General features: G+C 46.7%; 14 protein-coding genes. 9 read left to right on the plus strand and 5 right to left on the minus strand.

The window, feature by feature from the left end:
* Nucleotides 1-399: 399 nt before the first annotated feature.
* Nucleotides 400-1,455: an IS110 family RNA-guided transposase gene (locus LO777_RS14035; RefSeq protein ID WP_228854279.1), complete on the plus strand. Its 1,056-nt coding sequence runs from the start codon at nt 400-402 to the stop codon at nt 1,453-1,455.
* Nucleotides 1,456-2,059: 604 nt separating this feature from the next.
* Here LO777_RS14035 and galE read toward each other — a convergent pair.
* Entirely contained in the window at nt 2,060-3,073 is a 1,014-nt protein-coding gene (gene galE / locus LO777_RS14040) for a UDP-glucose 4-epimerase GalE (RefSeq protein ID WP_228854508.1), read from the minus strand.
* 156 nt (nt 3,074-3,229) lie between these two features.
* On the opposite strand from galE, the gene LO777_RS14045 reads away from it, so the two are divergent.
* The gene (locus tag LO777_RS14045) at nt 3,230-3,418 is read left to right on the plus strand and encodes a tautomerase family protein (protein WP_228854509.1); all 189 of its coding nucleotides are present in this window, start codon (nt 3,230-3,232) and stop codon (nt 3,416-3,418) included.
* Nucleotides 3,419-3,458: 40 nt separating this feature from the next.
* On the opposite strand, the gene LO777_RS14050 is transcribed toward LO777_RS14045, so the two are convergent.
* Nucleotides 3,459-5,423 (minus strand): BRCT domain-containing protein, encoded by a 1,965-nt coding sequence (locus tag LO777_RS14050; protein WP_228854510.1) that lies wholly within the window; start codon nt 5,421-5,423, stop codon nt 3,459-3,461.
* Between the two features lie 81 nt (nt 5,424-5,504).
* On the opposite strand from LO777_RS14050, the gene ltaE reads away from it, so the two are divergent.
* On the plus strand, nt 5,505-6,521 hold the full coding sequence (gene ltaE / locus LO777_RS14055) for a low-specificity L-threonine aldolase (RefSeq protein WP_228854511.1): 1,017 nt from the start codon (nt 5,505-5,507) through the stop codon (nt 6,519-6,521).
* Between the two features lie 176 nt (nt 6,522-6,697).
* On the opposite strand, the gene LO777_RS14060 is transcribed toward ltaE, so the two are convergent.
* The gene (locus tag LO777_RS14060) at nt 6,698-8,533 is read right to left on the minus strand and encodes an ABC-F family ATP-binding cassette domain-containing protein (RefSeq protein WP_228854512.1); all 1,836 of its coding nucleotides are present in this window, start codon (nt 8,531-8,533) and stop codon (nt 6,698-6,700) included.
* A 225-nt stretch (nt 8,534-8,758) separates the two neighbouring features.
* Between LO777_RS14060 and LO777_RS14065 the strand changes: the two genes are divergently transcribed.
* From LO777_RS14065 to LO777_RS14080, 4 genes are all read left to right on the plus strand, one after another.
* Complete coding sequence (locus LO777_RS14065) at nt 8,759-9,730, plus strand: M23 family metallopeptidase (protein WP_228854513.1); 972 nt, start codon at nt 8,759-8,761, stop codon at nt 9,728-9,730.
* A gap of 1 nt (nt 9,731) precedes the next feature.
* A complete protein-coding gene (locus LO777_RS14070) occupies nt 9,732-10,166 on the plus strand; it encodes a bactofilin family protein (protein ID WP_228854514.1) in 435 nt (144 codons plus the stop codon).
* Between the two features lie 177 nt (nt 10,167-10,343).
* Nucleotides 10,344-10,586 carry a hypothetical protein gene (locus LO777_RS14075; protein WP_228854515.1) on the plus strand — a complete coding sequence of 81 codons (243 nt, stop codon included), beginning with the start codon at nt 10,344-10,346 and terminating at the stop codon, nt 10,584-10,586.
* On the plus strand, nt 10,583-11,356 hold the full coding sequence (locus LO777_RS14080) for an ATP-grasp domain-containing protein (protein ID WP_228854516.1): 774 nt from the start codon (nt 10,583-10,585) through the stop codon (nt 11,354-11,356). The genes LO777_RS14075 and LO777_RS14080 overlap by 4 nt, the downstream gene beginning before the upstream one ends.
* Before the next feature lie 108 nt (nt 11,357-11,464).
* On the opposite strand, the gene LO777_RS14085 is transcribed toward LO777_RS14080, so the two are convergent.
* The gene (locus LO777_RS14085; RefSeq protein WP_228854517.1) at nt 11,465-11,782 is read right to left on the minus strand and encodes a TusE/DsrC/DsvC family sulfur relay protein; all 318 of its coding nucleotides are present in this window, start codon (nt 11,780-11,782) and stop codon (nt 11,465-11,467) included.
* Nucleotides 11,783-12,371: 589 nt separating this feature from the next.
* Between LO777_RS14085 and LO777_RS14090 the strand changes: the two genes are divergently transcribed.
* On the plus strand, nt 12,372-14,267 hold the full coding sequence (locus LO777_RS14090) for a SurA N-terminal domain-containing protein (RefSeq protein WP_228854518.1): 1,896 nt from the start codon (nt 12,372-12,374) through the stop codon (nt 14,265-14,267).
* A gap of 317 nt (nt 14,268-14,584) precedes the next feature.
* Here LO777_RS14090 and LO777_RS14095 read toward each other — a convergent pair whose 3' ends face one another.
* Nucleotides 14,585-15,097 carry a recombinase family protein gene (locus tag LO777_RS14095; RefSeq protein WP_228854519.1) on the minus strand — a complete coding sequence of 171 codons (513 nt, stop codon included), beginning with the start codon at nt 15,095-15,097 and terminating at the stop codon, nt 14,585-14,587.
* Between the two features lie 315 nt (nt 15,098-15,412).
* On the opposite strand from LO777_RS14095, the gene LO777_RS14100 reads away from it, so the two are divergent.
* A complete protein-coding gene (locus LO777_RS14100) occupies nt 15,413-19,573 on the plus strand; it encodes a DEAD/DEAH box helicase (RefSeq protein WP_228854520.1) in 4,161 nt (1,386 codons plus the stop codon).
* Nucleotides 19,574-19,805 lie beyond the last annotated feature (232 nt).

Genomic DNA, 19,805 nt, shown 5'->3' on the forward strand with positions numbered 1-19,805 from the left:
ACAGTGCCTTTTGTTTGAGTTTTAATGAAAATACCATCAGATAGATGGAATATCAACTCAAATTTCAACACAAACGACACAAAACCGACAGTCCACTGAAAATATTAGCAATATATGCACAATATTTTTTCAACTCGGTGTGAATATTGAAGAAAAACGCCACAATGTCGCACAACACAAACTCAACAATAACCCAAAAAGAGAAAAAGATGCACAAGCAATATGCACATACAGCCACCCAACTCACATTTCTCATCAGTTCAGGTAGCGCCAGGTTCAAAGTTTTCGGAGTCTGAACTGATGAGGTAAAATGAGAAGGCTGGTTCTCCCGAGCTATGTTATAGAACATGCTCAACTATAAAACGCAGTCATGATGCTGCAAAAAAAGGAGAACCAGCCATGAACAGTATAACAATTGGAATGGATTTAGGCGATAAAACAAATTTTGTTTGTATTGTGGGTGACAGAGGTACCATCCTGCTGAGTAAATCTATAGACAACAATGTAGAATCCATAAGAAAATTTTTTAGGAAATATAAAAGAACTACGGTCGCTATTGAAGCGGGAACTCATTCCCCATGGATGAGTAGACTCCTGAGCTCCATGGGCTGTAATGTTTTAGTGGGGAACCCAAGAAAACTACGTGCAATATGGGAGAGTGATTGTAAGACAGATCAGCGAGATGCTGAAATGCTTGCAAGGATAGCACGATTCGATCCCAATTTGCTTTATCCGATACAACATAAAGGTGAACAGGTACAAGCGGATCTTGCACTATTGCACTCAAGAGATTTATTGGTGAGAACCCGCTCTAGTCAGATTAATCATGTTCGTGGCATTGTAAAATCCTTTGGTGAGCGGTTACCAAGTTGTAGCACAGAATGTTTTCATAAAAAGGCTATATCCCATATTCCTCAACAGTTGCAGCTTGGCCTTGGACCTGTACTGATACTCATTGCACAGCTTAACGAACAAATTAAAGCTTTGGATAAAGAAATCGAGAGTATCAGCAGCGAGCGGTATCCTGAGACAGAGTTGCTCAGGCGAGTGAAAGGAGTCGGTCCATTAACAGCTCTGGCATTTGTATTGACGGTTGAAGATCCTGGTAGATTTGGAAAAAGCAGACAGATTGGCCCATATCTCGGGCTGACACCTCGTCGCGATCAATCTGGAGAGACAGATAAACAGCTTCGAATAACCAAAGCTGGCAGTCCGTTTTTACGAAAGCTATTGATAAATTCGGCGCAATATATTCTTGGCCCATTTGGAGAGGACTGTAACCTGCAACGTTTTGGTTTACGTCTGGCATCTAGAGGCGGGAAAAATGCAAGACGTAAAGCTGTAGTGGCAGTGGGAAGGAAATTAGCAATACTCCTACATCGTCTGTGGAAATATGGAGAAATATATGACCCGGTTTACAAACGTAACGTTTTATCAAGAAGAAAGGCAGCATGAGTTACATAGTCTCACTGCACCTGTCAAGGACAATGTTCCCCAGGAACCGTAAGTACCCGGTAATACATACTGTGACACTTAAAATGAACTTGGTGAGTATATTTATAGAGGAACATTCTCCTTGACAGTTTTGTTCGTTATGTACAACCGGTAACTGTGAAAAGGGAAAAATGATTTTCCCTTTTTATCAGCAACGTAAAATGAGTGGAGACTTTCAAGTCATTTTGAAAATAAAGCCCTGAATAAAGAACGTCCCGTCCGGAAGACTGCGTGAATTTCTCTGGTCTGTCATATGCCAATGACAATTTTTAAGACCGATGATGAGGTGGCAGCTCCAGGACGGACCCTACAATGCACCGAACTTTTTGGCAGAGGTTCATAAATGAGTGCGAATGGAAGCATGACGTTTCAGGGATTATTTAAAAAATGGTTCGCCACGTCGAACTTATATCTTGACAAGCCTTCTCATGGAAGAAATGCGGGTTAACTGGTGTCAGTCCAGAGGGAACATTATGTTAAAATGACAACGGTGCATACCTGGCTGATTTTTGAATTTTAAAACACCATATCAAAAACAACATAATGTTCTTGAGAAGTGCAGAATTCAGTATCCCCGGGGATTATTCTTCTGCCAGCGCCAGGTGTCCTCACACATTTCCACCAGATTGAAACGGGCCTCCCACCCCAGCTCTTCAGCAGCCTTTGCCGGATTCGCATAGCAGGAAGCAATATCACCCGCTCTTCTACCAACCACTTTGTAAGGGACCTCCCGTCCACTGACTTCGGCAAAGGCGGAAACCATCTCCAGCACACTGTATCCCTTTCCTGTCCCGAGGTTGTACACGTGAACCCCTGGAGATTCAAGGAGCTTCTTTAATGCTGCAACATGGCCGCAGGCAAGATCAACAACATGGATATAATCCCTGACACCTGTGCCATCCGGAGTAGGGTAGTCATTGCCGAAGACCTGGAGCTGCGACAGCTTACCCACGGCCACCTGGGAGATATAAGGCATCAAATTATTGGGTATTCCTTCCGGGTCTTCTCCGATCCGCCCCGACTTATGAGCACCAACCGGATTAAAATAGCGCAGCAGGCAGACACTCCACTCACCATCCGCAGTGTAAATATCTCGCAGAATTTCTTCCACCATGAGCTTGGTCCGCCCGTATGGATTGGCACAGGACAGAGGGAAATCCTCGGTAATGGGAACAGTTGCAGGGTCACCATAAACGGTGGCTGAAGAACTGAAAATAATTTTTTTTATACCATGATCAGCCATCACCTCACACAGTATCAGGGTACCGGAAATATTATTATGGTAATAAAGCAACGGTTTTTCCACTGACTCCCCAACTGCTTTTTTTCCAGCAAAATGAATAACACCATCAACTTTCGGCACCAGACGGGAAAAGACATCATCAAGCGCGTCCCTGTCCAGAATATCTACCTCAAAAAAATCAATTTTTCTCCCTGTCAACGCCTCCACTCGACGCAACGACTCCCGACTGGAATTGGAGAGATTGTCGACAACACTGACCTTGTTTCCTTTTTCCAACAACTCAAGACAGGTGTGGCTGCCTATATAACCGGCTCCACCTGTTATCAAAATATGCATGCTTTGTATTTTCCGTATTTATTTGTTTATCAGAATAATCCCCTGAAACCGTGGCAATTCCTGGTGTTTTATTAAAATAGACTTTATGTGTTTCTGAAAACAGGTTATCCTGTTTTATTCACATCAGAACCTGTATTCTAACAAAAAGGAGCAAATATGCCATATGTAAATATCAGGGTCGCCGGCACACTCGACAAAGTCCAGAAAGCCAAAATCAGCAGGGGAGTTACCGACGTCATTGCCAGAGAGGCGAACAAACCACCCGAATCAATCATAATTTTTATTGACGAAGTGCCCCATGAAAATATTGCTAAAAACGGCGAGTTGCTCACACCTCCCAAGTAGTGTCTTCACCCCATAGGGCAGAACCTGAACATGTTCCGCCCTATTCCATATTCCTTATCATTTCCAGATACTCCTGCTCATTCATTATCTTAATTCCGGCATCTTTCGCCTTATTGAGTTTTGCCGGACCCACCCGTTGCCCAGTCACAAGAATATCGGTCTTTCCTGTGACGCTTTTACCCGGTTTTGCCCCGAGCAGTTTTGCCTGTTTTTCCATTTCCTGCCGACTACCTTGCTGCATCGCTCCCGTGAAAACAATGATCTTCCCCTGGAGCGGTAGAAATTTGTTTTCTTCATAACCTGCAACAGGGGTTTTTGCCAGGTTGAAACCAAGCTCGTAAAGCTGGGTAAAGAGAGGGAAAATTGCCTGCATACCTTCCACCACTGCATCTGCAGTTTTTTCCTTAAAGCCTTTGATCGATGCCACATCTTCCCTGGTAAGACTGAAGATTTTCTCCAATGGAAACATGGAAAGGAGTTTTTCACAGTTCCCCGGTCCCATCCTGTATACACCGAATGCGGCCAAAAAGCGCCAGTCCTCAATTTTTTCAGTTCTGCTTCTCTGCAGCTGGGCAACCATATTTTCCGACTGCCTGGGGCCAAATCCCATCTTCTCATATTCACCCGCGGAGAGGGTGTAGATCGAATACACGGAACGAACTCCATGCTGATAGAGCCTGTTTATGGAAGCGGGACCAAAGCCGTCAATATTCCCCAAGGTCTTAAAAAAATGACCGATGGAATGGGTTATCTGGGCCGGACAGTTCATATTATCAATACAGCGCAGATAATCGCTATCCCAGATCAGGTTGGAATTGCAGCTGGGACAGCTTTCAGGAAGCTGCGGCTCTGCCGTCACCAGCACTTTTTCAATTTTCGGAATAACCTCACCGCTCCTGGACAGCTCGATCACACTCCCCGGCCCTACTCCTTTTTCCCGAACCATGCCATAATGATGGACAGTGACACGCCTGATAAGAGCTCCACTCAACCTTGTGGGCTCCACCTCCGCCACCGGATTCACACGGCCTGAGCGGGAAGTCTGGGGTGTAACCGCAATGACTTTGACTCTGGCGGTCTCTGTATTTTTTTTATAGGCAATCTGCCAGCGATGATGATGCCGGGTCGCCCCCATGGATTCCTTCAACCGTTCATCAAGAATTTCCAAAACAATTCCGTCAATATCAAAATCGAGTCGATTCCACAGATCACCAATAACAGTTTCAAAGTTTTCGGACAATTCCCGCCAGACACCGCGCCAGTCCGGCAACAGGACAAACGGAAAAAAAACGGCGCCTTTTTGCCTGATCGCCTCGGCTGCCAGTGGATCCAGATCCTTTTCCCGTATCAGGCTTGCCTGAAAATTACGGGAATTATCGTAAACCCGGGCCAGGTGTTTTTGAAAATAGCTGCGCCGCACAACAATCTCTCCAGGTCCCAGCCCCCGTTTCCCACCTTCCGCCACCTGAAGCCCCCTGGCAAAGACCCGGCTGATATCGGTACCGCGCCGTCCATCCCCTCTGGTATACAGCCTTTCGCCGTCATCATAGGCTGCAAAACCGTCGAGTTTCGGGGTTGCCCTGAACAACAGGCTGGGAAAATCAACACCGATACCATCCGCCGCCTTGCGTATTCTCTCTGCCCATCGTTGCACACTTTTAAATTCATAGGCCTTTTCAGTGGACAGCATCCGTACCGGCAGGGGGACTGTTTTGGCAAGTGCGACGGGCTCCGGTTCAACCTTCTGTAGAAAAGGGTGGTCGGGCCGACGTTTTTTCAGTTCAGCCAGAAAGATAAAATCGTAAACATAATCACTGACCAGAGGAAAGCCGCCCCTGTACAGCAGGTTAGCGACGGTAAGGCATTCGACAAGGCTCGTATCATCCAGATCCTCCACCGGGACTTCTCCCCGGACAATTGCCAGGACCTGCTCTTGAGTTATTTTTTGAAACGCAAAACCTGCCTTTTCAAGCAATTGCAGCTGTTCCCTGTTTAATTGGTTCATTTTGACGTTTTCAGATGAATTTATTGTGCTGTCCGGTGTAAACTGAGTGCTTCAACAAAACGCAAAAAAAGGAACAATTCAATGAAAATTATTGATCTCAGAAGCGACACTGTTACCCGGCCCAGCCCCGAAATGCGGGAAGTAATGGCAAACGCCGAAGTGGGGGACGATGTTTACGGCGACGACCCCACGGTAAACAGGCTCGAAGAGATGGCCGCAGATCTTCTCGGTTTTGAAGAGGCCCTCTTCACCACCTCCGGCACTCAAGCCAACCTTGTCGGCATCATGGCCCACTGCAATCGCGGCGATGAATATATAGTCGGCCAGCAGGCCCATACTTATCGGTACGAAGCTGGAGGTGCCGCTGTTCTCGGTTCCATCCAGCCTCAACCCATCGAATTCGAGGAAGACTCTACCCTGGATCTTGAAAAGGTGGCAAAAAAGATCAAACCCGATGATTTTCATTTTGCCAAAAGCCGCCTGCTCTGTCTGGAAAACACCCAGAATGGTAAAGTCCTGCCTCCGGATTATCTGAAAAAGGCCGCCGATTTTACCCGCAGGAACAATCTCAAACTCCACCTGGACGGCGCTAGGCTGTTTAACGCAGCAGTGGCCATGGAAGTGGAAGCACAATCAATCTGCGCCCATTTTGACTCCGTCTCCGTCTGTCTCTCCAAAGGGTTGGGCACCCCCGTCGGCTCCCTGCTGTGCGGGGAAAAACATCATATTTCCAAGGCCAGAAGATGGAGAAAAATGGTAGGTGGCGGTATGCGCCAGGCGGGAATCCTGGCTGCTGCAGGTATTTATGCCCTCAAAAACAATATTGACCGCCTCCGCGATGACCATGAAAACGCCAGGAAACTGGCAGACAGCCTGGACAAACTGGCCGAACCTGAGGTCTACCGCCACACGGCCCAGACCAACATGGTCTTTTTTTCTCTTTCAGAATCACGGGCAAGAGAGCTGGCACGGTTTCTGAAAAAATACAATATTCTCATCACTCCGGGTGACACCACAAGGCTGGTCACTCACCTGGATATCACAAGAGAAGATATCAGTTTTGTACTGGAGAAGATGGTTGAGTTTTTCAGGCTGTAAAGAATGATGATCTCGTAAAAAGTCGTTCAACGTTCCCAGATGGACTCTGGAAAAACTTCGATATACAAGGCGTGGCGGTGTCGTGTAAGCGCAGGCGTACATATGGTACGTCGAGCATTACACGATCACCCCACAACGCAGTAGATCGGAGTTTTTACGAGTCCATCAAAAATAATTTATCCCGAATTCTTCAACGCCTCCAACTCGTCCCAGCGATTATACAGTTTTTCCACCTCATCCCTGGTCGTCTCCAGTTCCTGCCAGCACTCTGCAAGCTGCACGGCATCGGAAACGATGTCGGGCAGGGTCATTTTCTGCTCCAGCACCTCCACCCGTTCTTCAAGTTTTGTTATTCTGTCCTCCATCTGGTCATATTCTCTTTCATGGAGATACGAAAGACGTCCCTTTTTTCGACCAGTACTCTGCCCTCTACCTGTTCCGCTCCCCTGTTTCTTTTCAGGTGTTTTTTTACAGGACGACATCTCCGCCAGCCACTGACTGTAATCCGCGTACCAGGCCACCCTGCCGTTCCCGGTAAACCCGAGAATGCTGTCACAGACCCTGTCCAGCAGAAAACGGTCATGGGTTACCAGGACCAGGGCACCTGGGAAATCAAGCAGACTGCTTTCCAGTACGTCCAGGGAGGCTATATCCAGATCATTGGTCGGCTCATCCAGCAGCAGAATATCCGCAGGCCGCCTCATGATATCGGCAATGAGGATACGCGCCTGTTCGCCGCCCGAGAGCTGACCGACCGGAGTTTCAAGCTGATCCGTACGAAAGAGGAATTTGCCGGCCCATGACACCACATGCAGCGACCTGCCACGATAGACAATGGAATCTCCGTCCGGTGCAAGGGCACGACGCAGACTGATTCCCGGATCTATTCCCCTCCTGTCCTGTTCAAAACTGACAAGCTGAACATTATCAGCAACCTTTATCTCACCCGAGTCGACAGCTGCTTGTCCCCGTCCTGCCGCCCCGGCAAGAATCTGCATCAGAGTCGATTTGCCGCACCCGTTCCTGCCCAGCAGACCGATCCGTGTTCCGGGAGAGAGGGTAATATCGACACCCGAGAATAATTTTTTTTCAGGAAAACTTTTGCAAATAGCGGTGGCAACCAGCAGTTTTCTGGTTTTTCGTCCAGTAGTTTCAAACTGTATCTGAACCTGCGATGACGCTCGGTTACGGGAACGAACATCTGCCAGCTTCTCCTGCAATCTGCCGGCTTCATCAATACGGTATCTTGCCTTTGTTGCTCTGGCCTTGGGGCCGCGGCGGAGCCATTCCGTCTCGCGTCGCATCCGGTTCGACAGGCGCTCCTCCTCCCTGAGTTGTCCCGCAAGAAAATGATCTCTTTCCTGAAGGAAACGGGAGTAATTGCCTTTTACCTGAAACAATCCTTCCGGGTAAACACTCGACAGCTCCACCACCCTGTTCGTGCAGTTTTCCAGAAAATGCCGGTCGTGACTGACAAGCAGAAACGTTTCCAGTCCACCACTTCTCCCCGACAGCATTTTTTCAAGCCAGAGAATACCTTCAATATCAAGATGGTTGGTCGGCTCATCCATGACAAGAACATCAGGGGCAACAAGAAGAGCCCGACAGATGGCAAGTCGCTTTCGCCAGCCTCCGGAAAGACGTCCAACCGGAGTTTCAGGATCTTCAAACTCCGCCCGTGAAAGTATCGTAAGAACCAGGTTGAATTTCTCACTCTCTTCCAGTTCTTCAGCATGTAGAGATGCAAGCAGATTTTCACTGATACTCCTGCTGTCATCAAACAGATCCGCCTGGGCAAGGTAACTCAAACGTGCGTGTTTTTTCAGCAGCACTTCCCCGCTGTCCTGCTCTTCAAGTCCGCAGATAATTTTCAGAAGGGTCGACTTACCGGACCCGTTTGGTCCGACAATACCTATTCTATCCCCCTCTGAAACAACCAGATTGATATCATTGAAAAGAACCTGAGCCCCGAAGGATTTGGAAAGGGATTGGCAATTTACTAGATTTGACATGGTTTAGTGCCTTACTCCTGAGTTTCTGTCATAAAAAACACAACAGATACAAGTCGTTCAGCAAAAAAAGAGCAACAAATCGGACGACTTTTATTGTTGATTATTTTCCCCTGCAATAGTATAAGCTATATAAATTTTGCTCCAGCTCTTCGTGTTTTTCAGCCGCCCTGCCATTCTGCGGGCATAATACTTTCTGTTTATGGTATTCACAACTATTTTGAACCAATGATGAATGAGCAGCTGCATATTATCATCACCGGAGACAGGGGAAAAATCTTTCGCATTCCCTGTTCCCGAAAGAAGCTCCGACTGCTTCTTTCCGCTTCAATTCTTTTCTTACTTTTTCTCATTATTACCAGCATTTTTTCAATTTCACTTTTTACAAAAAACAGGGACTACAGTTCCCGGATTTCCGAATTGAAACACCAGCTCAAACTCAGTGAAGAAACCATAGCGAAGCATGAGAAAATAAATGAAACACAACGGTTAAAGCTCAATCTTCAAGTTGCCAACCTGGAGCTGAACAATGTAAAACAGGCAATGGCATTCAAGGAAGAGAAGGAAATGCTGATGTCCACCGCGGTCAGTGAACTCAATGAGCGCAGTGAACTGATCGAAAAAATCATGGGCACAATTGGAATCCACCTTGAGAAAAAAAAGGATTCTGAAACGGGAAACAGTGGTGGTCCGTTCATAGCCAGTCAGGATGAAGCCAGAGACGACCTCCTTTTCAGGGCTGACAAATATCTGAAAACAATTCGCGCCATCCCTTTGGGTAAACCGATACAGGGAACTATTACCTCACTTTTCGGAAAACGAAAAGACCCGGTTAATCATAAAAAAGCCTTTCATACCGGGATCGACTTTCGGGGGCGACGGGGAGACAAGGTATATGCGACGGCAGACGGTATTGTCAAAAAAGCTTTTAAAAATGGAGGGTATGGCAGATATATCCTCATTGACCATGGTAATGGATACACAACCGCCTTTGCCCACCTCCAGACGATACTGGTAAAAAGAGGCGAACGGGTGACGAGAGGACAGCTCATCGGTCTTGTCGGCAATACAGGAAGGTCAACCGGACCTCACCTTCACTATGAAGTCTGCCTTAACAAAAAGCCGATCAATCCTTATAAGTTTATGAAAATTGCCAGTCTATTAAAAAAATCCAGTTCTGCACCATCGGAGAAAAAATAACATGGGTATGTTTGGAAAATCGGACAACGTTGAGCAGGAGATGCAAAAGGTGGAAAATGAAGCTATTTCGTCAATTATCGACAAAAGCATGAGCGTCACCGGAGAGATTTCATTCAAAGGCAAGGCCAGAATCGACGGCGAAATCAATGGCAATATTGAAGGTGAGCATCTCGTTCTCAGTGAAACAGGCAAGGTCAATGGTGACATCACTGTTTCCTCATTCAACTGCTACGGAAAACTGGAGGGCAACGTTACGGCGAAGATCCTCACTGCCAGGAAGAACTGTTCGATCATAGGCAAGTTGACGGCGGGAAGCCTGACAGTTGAACCTGGGGCGACAATTGATGGAGAAATAAAAGCCGCAACTGCTGACGCAAAAGGTTCACCGGTGCAAAATACCAAACCGGCCCCGTCAACACCTGACAAAAAAACCTGATTGTCGACATACCGGGCATGGCTGGATCAAACGGCTTGTCCCTCTAAAAACTGATGATAATCCAACAGCGGCACAACCATCCGTGGTGATATTTCAAACAAAACAGCCCAGTTTCAATCAGTTTGGGCGAAAGACCATTCCCGGACAGTCTCCTGGATGGATGGTGGGGAGAAAACCATGTCATACCCAGAACCCAACGTAGCCAATCTGCTCAAATGCCCATACTGTGGAAATGACAGTGAATTCTTTGAAATCACAGATGATGTCATCACCACCACCCACTATATTCAGAATCGGGACGGAAGTTTTACCATCTCGGAAAAGAGTTCCCAGGCCCTGGGCGATGTCAAACTGTTCTGCGCCAGCTGCGAAGAAGACCTGTCAACGCTGCATCAACGTTTTTCGGAGATGATTTTTTGAAGGAGTCCCCACATATCATACGGGACAGTGACACTTTTTACCATCAATATCAAAACCTTACGAGCCGCAGCATTGTCTGCACCCGCATCCGGATGAAGCCGGGAGAAGAACAGCTGCTGACTGATCTGGCGGAACGAAGAATTACACTCATCCCTTCGGCCACTTCCCAGCTGGCAAGCCGGTCCAAAGTGTTTCAGACAAGGATTTTCAAAGAGTATCTCCTCCCTTTCACCAGGGCCATATACGACAACCACTCACTCCTGCACTGCATTTCCTTATACCGGAAACAGAACATCAGCAAGGTCGTTCTCAAACGCGAACGAAAGAATGGCGGTCTGGGAATCCACCTCTTTTCAAATGTTGAAGACATCTTCAACATGACGGCGGGTGGAGGATTTCACTATCCTTTTGTCATTCAGCCATTCCAACCCAACAGCAGAGACGTGCGGGTCATTATGCTTGACGATTATCACGAGGCTTATGAACGAAAAAACAGCTATAATTTTCGTAATAATCTTCACTGCGGTGGGAAATCCACACCATTCCCCCTCAGTAACAGACAGCTTTCTTTCTGCAAACGTGTAATGAAAAGAGGGAAGTTTCCCTATGGCCATATAGACCTTCTCCTTTCGGAAAACAATACCTGTCGGCTCAGCGAAATAAACCTTCGTGGAGGATTAAGAGGGGCAGAAATAACACTGGAAGACTACAGAGAAAAAATCCAGGAAATCCATGAGAGACTGCTCAGGGAAGCAGTCGAAAAAATATAACCAGGATTTACGACGACTCAGCAAATAAAATTCGACTCAAAATAAAAAAAGGGAAGAGATGCCGTCGCAGGCATCTCTTCCCTTTTGCGCTTCTAATCAGATTGTACGTTATACACAACCTGTGGGCTTGGGAAGACCAGCCATTTTACAGGCTCCCTTGCCAGGTCCTGAAGGGAAGAGCTCATAGATTCTCTTCAGTGGAAAACCGGTAGTTTTAGAAAGAATACGTACCATGGGAGCAATACCGTTCTTCTTGTAGTATTCCTGCAGAGCGTCGATAACTTTCTGATGCTCATCGGTCATTTCACTGATTCCTTCAACACCTTTTACATAATCTACCCAATCCGCGTTAAAGTCATCACCATTGAGCAGAAAACCGTCCTCATCAACCTCAAAACTTGATCCGTTGTGTTCGATTGTTGGCATTGCAACCTCCTCCGAAATTTTATTTGATAGCTTGCGCCGTTTTATGATCACACTAAAAACTAACTAGAGCTTATTACTATAGGCAAATCATTTTGTCAAGTGAATGACTAATCATTTTTTCCCATGAAACAAAACAGCCACGAAACACTTTTAATCATTCATTTCAAGAAGATAAAAGACAATTGAAAAAGAATTGAATGGATGAAAATGAATAGAAAGACAGACAAAATTCATTTCCTGCTCTCTCTTTTTCAAGGTAAAAATAATTCCGCATACCTGAATGTATGTAACTGGTCACAGAATTTGTAACTCTCTGTTTTCATCCACATTAAACCTGTAAGTGATCAGGGAAAAGGAAAATTTAAAAACGCAACATATTAATCATATGTGAGCATTTTTGATTTTCCTGTGACGCAGAGATCGGACGAAAAGGCAAATTTTCAAGATAGCCTGAAACCGGTATTACAGGAAATTACTTGCACAGGATACCAAGAAAGAGTAAATCGAACAAGTATTGATCACCGTAAAGGAAGATTCCATCTGTCAACAGAAACACCATACTAATATTATAAATTAACAGAGTCTATTTATGCTGCAATTACTTCGAGATAAAGCACAATCCACATTTATTCAGATTATCGTTGTCATTATTGCTTTGGTTTTTATCTTCTGGGGAGTGGGAACGAATATGATGGGAAGCCGGCAGGCCGCCCTTGTAGTTAATGGAGAGGAAATTTCCTTCGAACAGTTTCAACAGACCTACGACCGTGTCTACCAGAGATTAAGCGACCAGTTTGGAGGCAATGTTCCAAAAGGACTGGTGGAAACCCTTGGCATAAAACAACAGGCGATAAATCAACTGGTTCAGGCTACTCTCCTCAGGCAGGGCGCAGAGAAAATGGGAATAGTTGTCAGCAGAGAGGAGATCCGGAAAGTAATCCAGAACATGGTTCAGTTTCAGGAAAATGGAGTTTTCAGCCTTGAACGCTATAAGGCAATCCTGGCGCAGAATAGACTGAATCCCACCAAATTTGAAGCTTCCATGCAGCATGACCGGCTGGCGGAGACTGCCAGCCGAAAAATCAGCAATTTTGCAACTGTGGCTACAGATTACGAAATCAGAGACCTTTTCAACCAGATCAATGAAAAAATCGCCCTTGATTACGTAAAAATTTCACCGTCACGGTTTTCAGATAAGGTCGAAATCAATGATTCAATTCTGGCCGACTGGTTTCAGAAGGTAAAGGATAATTATAAGACAGAACCACAACTCAAACTCAAATACCTTGCATTTACTTATGATGCTGTCGGGAAAAAGATTGAAATTGATCCCGCGGAAATTGAATCATACTATAACAGCAACAAAAAACTGTTTACTGTAAAAGAGCAACGCCACGCCAGACATATTCTTTTCAAAGCCGAAAAAGATGCTCCGGAAGCGATCCGGAAAGAAAAGGAAACAACGGCCGCCGAGGTTCTGAAACTGGCCAGGGGCGGTAGAGATTTTGTCGAGCTGGCAAAGGAGTATTCCGAAGGACCGAGCAGAGAAAGTGGCGGAGACCTCGGATTCTTTGAAAAGGGCAGCATGGTTATTCCTTTTGATACTGCGGTATTTGCCATGCAGCCCGGAGACATCAGTGATGTTATAAAAACCCGATACGGGTATCATATTATCAAGCTTGAAGAAGTCAAACCGGCAAGTGTCAAACCGCTTACAGAGGTAAAAGAAAAAATAGTTCAAATCCTGCAGCGGAAAAAAGCGGAAGAAATCGCGTTTCAGGTTGCCAACACCGCCTATGAAGGAATAATCAGTGCCGGCAGTCTGAAGAAATACACAGAAAAATATCCCGACACGAAAGTCATTGAAACGGATTTTTTCACCCGGTCAGATCCGCCTCAGATTCTTGCCGATGACCCTCAATTCCTCTCCAAGTGCTTTGAATTGAACAGGGGGGAACTGAGTTCTCTCATCAAGGGACAGTCCGGTTATGGAATCTTTTTCGCGGAAGATTTGAAAAATCCGGAAATTCCATCTCTTGAGAAAGTCAGGGAACGCGTGCTTGCGGACTATAAAAAGGAAAAAAGCATGGAACTGGCCGAAAAAAGCGCCGCAGAAATCCTGGCTCAGCTCCGTGCAGGAAAAGATTTCGCAGTTGTTGCCCCAGAACACGGGTTTGAACTTCTACAAACAGGATTTCTCAGCAAAAGGGAAAAAAATGGAAAAAGTGATTTTCCCGGAGAGCTTCTTGCCAAGGTATTTCTGCTGTCCCCGTCTTCACCACTGCCTGAAAAACCGGAAAAGGTGAACAATGAGTTGTACGTCTTCCGCTATCTTGACAGCAAAGTCCCGGAAATGACGGAAGCATCAGAGGAAGTAGCGAAACTGAAAAATGATCTTCTTCGTTTCAAGCAGCAACAACTCCTGTCTGCCTGGCTCATGCATCAGGAGAAAACAGCCAAAATCACCAAACATAAAAGTTTGTAACCAACAAAACTGCGGCGCAGGATTCAGGAGGCATCAAAGGCCCCTATGATCAGTTGGTGTCCTTGGAGAAATGAGTATTTTTGTTCGGGCCAGGGAGCATGAAAAGCTCAACGACCACCCATTTCAAGTGGGTGGTCGTTGAGTTTTTTCACTTGACTTCAGCACCCTGCGAACGCCCTCATGTGAAAGTTTGACATCAAACTTTATTTTAAGTTCTTTTGAAATCTCCCTGTAGGACCACCGGTTTTTTCGCATGGTCTGAATAACTCGAATAATTTTCTGCTGTTCCGGGTTCTTGACCAAAAATCCCCTGCTGCTCACCTTCCAACCGAAGGGTACCGGCCCCCGAGATATTTCCCCTGCTCTTTTCTGAGTTGTTTCGTTGCCCGAATCGCTTTTCCATGCTCACTGGCCTCACAAGAAGCCATGGCCTGAATGATCTTCCCCAGCAATGCAGCCCCACCCTGGTAAACAGCCAGTCTGCGTTTTTCATCAAGGGTAATACTTGTTTCAAGATCGGCACAGTAAAGAGAGACACCTGCTTTTTTCAACATACGGACGAGTTTTGCCGCCTCTTTCGCACCTCCCCCAAGCACCCATTGGCATTGCAGGACCAGAATAGTATCACCGGCCTGGACATGCTGAAAAAGCGCTTTACCCGCAACTCTTCCCTTGAACGGGGACTTTAAAGATGCACCTTCCTCAACATACAGGTCATCAAGTTCCACCCCCAGCCTTTCTCCGCACTTTTTCAGCTGCTTCCGCTGTTGCTCCAAAGACACCAGCTCCTGTCTGTCAGCAGCAAGGAACACATATCCGAAAACAGTCATTATCCTCCTCCATGGAATTACCTGACGACTGATATCCAAAAACCTCAATAATGCCAGCAAAACTCTTTTTTGTTCAGGCTACCACGTTCAATTCAATTGTCAATTTTCCGAATCAACATTGATGTCGGTTTTTCCCAGTTTTTAGTTCTCTTACAGGCCGGAGAATGATATAATGGCAGGTCGATATTTCGCCCTGCCAATTGTTCGGAATCCACTATGGATTCCGAACACCATGAAAGGCTGTCTTTCGTGGGTGGTCTGAAACCCCAGGGATACGCACCATAGAATTTTTCTTCTGCAACTATTACAGCAACCATGCAAATCACAGGCTCTCTGGAGCAATATAAAAAACTTTCTCCATTCGAACAGGCCCTGATGCAGTTTCTCTCCATTGTCTATGAACCTGCACATTCAACACTTATTGTCAACTGCCTGCGAAAGCTCGAATTGAAAAATCCCAGGGGGAACAGACCGACAGTTGCCAATCTCAACCACTATCTGACAAAATTTGAACAGCTGGGCCTCCTCACCCCAAAACGCCAGTGTTCTCCCGAAATTGTTGAAATCCTGAGTAAACTTGCAGTAAAAGAAGGTACATTTCCTCTCTACGCGAAAGCAATTCAAGATGAAGCACCTGTTTCCTATTATTACGGCAAATGGACAACCCGATGCTGGCGGGCCATGCGTGAAATGCGTATTGGCATCTATACTCAACAGTTCAACCTGATAGATGATGCCCAGGAATTTCTGGAAAACCAGTGTCGAGAGCTGGTTGATACTCCCCCACCAACTGTCCAGGTTATGACAGATCCCTTCGATGCTGACTGGTTCCGCGGGCTCCCCACCTCCTTTCAATTCTACCTGCTCAGCAATGTCCTGCAATACGGCCAGGAAACACTCTCCGACTATCCGGAGATACTCGCATTTCTGTCGGATGAAACAGAATTTTCATCACTGGGTGTTGATGAATTCCTTCCGTTTAAAAGATTACTTTTTATCGAACTTCTTTTCAGAGGGTGTTTTTCCGAGGCAAAAGAACTCGTACTCTCCAACAGAAATTCATTCCAGGGAACCGGCGCCCTTGGCTCCCTCCATTTCCTCACAGGCAGTAACACAGAGGCCATCGCAGCTTATCAGGAAGATTTACGCTTCCTGGGAAAATACAGTAATGACGAAAACGTGGCATTTTTCGGCCCCACCGGCCTCTTTTATATCCTGGCACTGCTTTCTGAACAGGAAAAGGATTTTCCGGCCATCGCCAATCAGATAGGTATTGCCCTCTCTCTGTTTCGAACGGCAAAGGAAAACGATGCCTACAATTACCTGGCAACCGTTGTCAATTCCCAAATCTCGAAAGGTATGCAGGGCACCGAAATAATACTGCCTGAAGAGAAAGACAGAAACGCACTGACTGTCGTTTTTGCCGGTCTCTGCCAATACTGGCTGAACAGCTCCCTCTCTCCGGAACTGGAAAGAGAAATTCTCACTTTCTTCAACCGTGCCAGAACGGGGAACTATGATTTCTTCACCATCATCCTGGGTGACATTCTGGCCACCGTCAGCCATGACAACAGTGAATATATTGCCATAACGTCCTCCCTGCGCGAAAAATCAGGCATCCTTTCGCTCCTGTCCATTTTGGAGCCGGAAGAACCGTGGAAACGCAGCCTTCAGGCTCTCATTTACGCGACATCACAGGAGAAAGACAGCCCACAACAATCCATACGCCTGGTCTGGACCATCACCTTCAAAGGGACACGGATCACCATTGGCCCGCGGGAACAGAAACTGGCACCAGACGGAGAATGGACCAAGGGAAGACCCATTTCCCTCTCCAGACTCTACCAGACCAGCAAGCTGACTTATCTCTCTACCCAGGACAGAAAAATATGTGCTGCAATCAAAAAGGTTCATAATAATGAAACCCACAGCACCAGTTATTATTTTGATATGGACAGAGCCCTGGTTGCCATGATCGGTCATCCCTTGCTTTTTCTGGCTGAATCCCCGTCAACACCCGTGGAATTCGTTGCAGGAGAACCGGAACTGCTCGTGGAAGAACGGGGAGAATTTCTCCATATCCGTTTTTCCCAACCCATCTCCACCGACAATATCAGCTATTTCCGTGAGACACCCACACGGGTAAAAATCATCACTATCAACGAGAACCATCGCCGAATCGCTCAGATAACGGGAAAAGACGGCATGACCGTTCCCCTGTCGGCCAGTGAGCAGGTACTTACCGCCATCGGCAATATTTCTTCCTTCATGACCGTTCATTCAGCCATCGCCGCCGACAAGGCAAGCAACCGTGCTTCCAACATCACCTATGTGGAGGCCGATTCTACTATCTATATGCATCTCATTCCATATGGCACCGGATTTCGCCTGGAAATGTTCGTCAAACCGTTTGCCGAAGGAGGCCACTACCTCAAACCGGGACAGGGTGTGGAAAATATCATGGCCGAGGTCAAGGGAAAACGGCTGCAGACCAAAAGAAACCTGGCCCAGGAAGAGGAAAGAGCCAGAGATGTTGAAGAACTTTGTCCCATTCTTGATCTGGCCATTGACATGGAGCAGGAAAATGACCGGGAATGGCACCTCCAGGATCCGGATGACTGTCTCCAGGCCCTGACTGAGCTGCAGGCCATCCGGGACAAGGTTGTTATCGAGTGGCCCGAGGGAGAAAAACTCACAATCACCCATAAGGCATCCCTGGAGAATCTCAATCTGAAAATCCGCACAAACCGACAAAACTGGTTTGCCATGAGCGGGAACCTGACTCTTGACCAAGGCCAGGTCATCGAACTCAAAGAGCTGCTGGCAAAGGTAAAGAATGCCTCAGGAAGATTTGTGGAAATAGCACCGGGACAGTTCATCGCCCTGACCCAGGAATTCAAGAAACGTCTGGAAGATATGAATATCTTTGCAGACAGTATGGATGATGATTCCAATGAAATTCTCATCCACCCTCTGGCGGCCATGCCCCTGGAGAAACTTGCAGCACAGGCAGTAACCGATGCGGATGATGGCTGGAAAAAACAGATTGAAAGAATACAGGCTGCACAAAATTTCACTCCGGAACTGCCTTCAACCCTCCAGGCGGAACTGCGAGATTACCAGCGCGAAGGCTATAACTGGCTGGCCCGATTGGCCCACTGGGGAGTCGGCGGCTGTCTTGCAGACGATATGGGCTTGGGAAAGACTCTGCAGTCGCTGGCAATTATTCTGAAACTTGCCGCGAACGGGCCGTCACTGGTTGTTGCCCCCACATCTGTTTCCACCAATTGGCAGTCGGAGGTCACCCGGTTCACCCCTACCATCAATATAAAACTGTTTACCGGAAAAGATCGTGAGAAGACGGTCAAAAATCTCGGTAAATTTGATATGCTGATCACCACATACACTTTGCTGCAGCAGGAGAGTGAACTGCTCTCTTCGGTTAAATGGCAGACTGTCATCCTGGATGAAGCCCAGGCCATAAAAAATGCTGCAACAAAACGGTCCAAAGCTGCCATGTCCCTGCAGGCAGAATTCAAAATTATTACAACAGGAACCCCCATCGAAAACCATCTCGGGGAACTTTGGAACCTCTTTCATTTTATCAATCCCGGCCTCCTGGGAAGTCTGAACAGTTTCAACGAACGTTTTGCAATTCCCATAGAACGCTATCAGGACAGGGATGCCAAACTGAAACTGAAAAAACTGATCCGCCCCTTTATCCTTCGCCGGATAAAATCTCAGGTACTGGAGGAACTGCCATCGAGAACAGAAATCACCCTTGATGTGAAAATGACTCCCGAAGAAGCTCATTTTTACGAGGCACTGCGACAGAATGCCATTGACCTGCTGGAAAACAGCAAGAACAGAAAAGGACGCCATATCCAGATTCTCACCGAAATCATGAAACTGAGGCAGGCATGCTGCAATCCCCGTCTTCTGGACAATGACACCAGCATAGAAAGTTCAAAACTGAAAGTTTTCGCTTCGCTGGTGGAGGAGCTTATCGGCGGAAACCACAAGGCCCTGGTTTTCAGCCAGTTTATTGGCCATCTCCGGATCATCAGGGAATATCTAGATGAACAAGGAATCTATTACCAGTATCTCGACGGCAGTACCAGCTCAAAAAAACGTAAAGAACGGGTGGAAGCCTTTCAGTCCGGCCAGGGTGATCTTTTTCTCATCAGCCTGAAAGCTGGAGGCCTCGGGCTCAATCTCACCGCCGCCGACTATGTCATCCATATGGATCCGTGGTGGAATCCCGCGGTCGAAGACCAGGCTTCTGACCGGGCCCACAGAATAGGACAGACCCGTCCCGTCACTATTTACAGACTGGTCTGTAAAGATTCCATTGAAGAAAAAATCGTCAAACTTCACCAGGAAAAACGGGATCTGGCCGGAAGCCTCCTTGAAGGCAGTGATATCAGTGCCAAAATGAAATCGGATGATCTCCTCGACCTGATCAAGGCAAGCTGATTTTTTGTAACTGGTCACAGGATTTGTAACTCTGTGTTTTTATCTACTTGCCTCTGGATCCCCCACCCTGCGGGTTTTTCGCTCACAGATTCAGGTTTCCCTCATTTTTCTGTAAACTCTTTGCTGAAAAACAAATGGAAGTTGGTCATTTTTTTTTTGTTACGTATAATAGTAACAGGAAATGGATTTCCAACTGATGATTACACAGAATACCTCTCGAATGAGGTATCTG

The organism is Desulfomarina profundi, assembly GCF_019703855.1.
In the GTDB taxonomy this organism is placed as follows: Bacteria; Desulfobacterota; Desulfobulbia; order Desulfobulbales; family Desulfocapsaceae; genus Desulfomarina; species Desulfomarina profundi.

Coding starts and splice junctions, on each gene's coding strand:
- LO777_RS14035 (WP_228854279.1), top strand. CDS start 400: ATGAACAGTATAACAATTGGAATGGATTTAGGCGATAAAACAAATTTT.
- galE (WP_228854508.1), bottom strand. CDS start 3,073: ATGCATATTTTGATAACAGGTGGAGCCGGTTATATAGGCAGCCACACC.
- LO777_RS14045 (WP_228854509.1), top strand. CDS start 3,230: ATGCCATATGTAAATATCAGGGTCGCCGGCACACTCGACAAAGTCCAG.
- LO777_RS14050 (WP_228854510.1), bottom strand. CDS start 5,423: ATGAACCAATTAAACAGGGAACAGCTGCAATTGCTTGAAAAGGCAGGT.
- ltaE (WP_228854511.1), top strand. CDS start 5,505: ATGAAAATTATTGATCTCAGAAGCGACACTGTTACCCGGCCCAGCCCC.
- LO777_RS14060 (WP_228854512.1), bottom strand. CDS start 8,533: ATGTCAAATCTAGTAAATTGCCAATCCCTTTCCAAATCCTTCGGGGCT.
- LO777_RS14065 (WP_228854513.1), top strand. CDS start 8,759: ATGATGAATGAGCAGCTGCATATTATCATCACCGGAGACAGGGGAAAA.
- LO777_RS14070 (WP_228854514.1), top strand. CDS start 9,732: ATGGGTATGTTTGGAAAATCGGACAACGTTGAGCAGGAGATGCAAAAG.
- LO777_RS14075 (WP_228854515.1), top strand. CDS start 10,344: ATGTCATACCCAGAACCCAACGTAGCCAATCTGCTCAAATGCCCATAC.
- LO777_RS14085 (WP_228854517.1), bottom strand. CDS start 11,782: ATGCCAACAATCGAACACAACGGATCAAGTTTTGAGGTTGATGAGGAC.
- LO777_RS14090 (WP_228854518.1), top strand. CDS start 12,372: ATGCTGCAATTACTTCGAGATAAAGCACAATCCACATTTATTCAGATT.
- LO777_RS14095 (WP_228854519.1), bottom strand. CDS start 15,097: ATGACTGTTTTCGGATATGTGTTCCTTGCTGCTGACAGACAGGAGCTG.
- LO777_RS14100 (WP_228854520.1), top strand. CDS start 15,413: ATGCAAATCACAGGCTCTCTGGAGCAATATAAAAAACTTTCTCCATTC.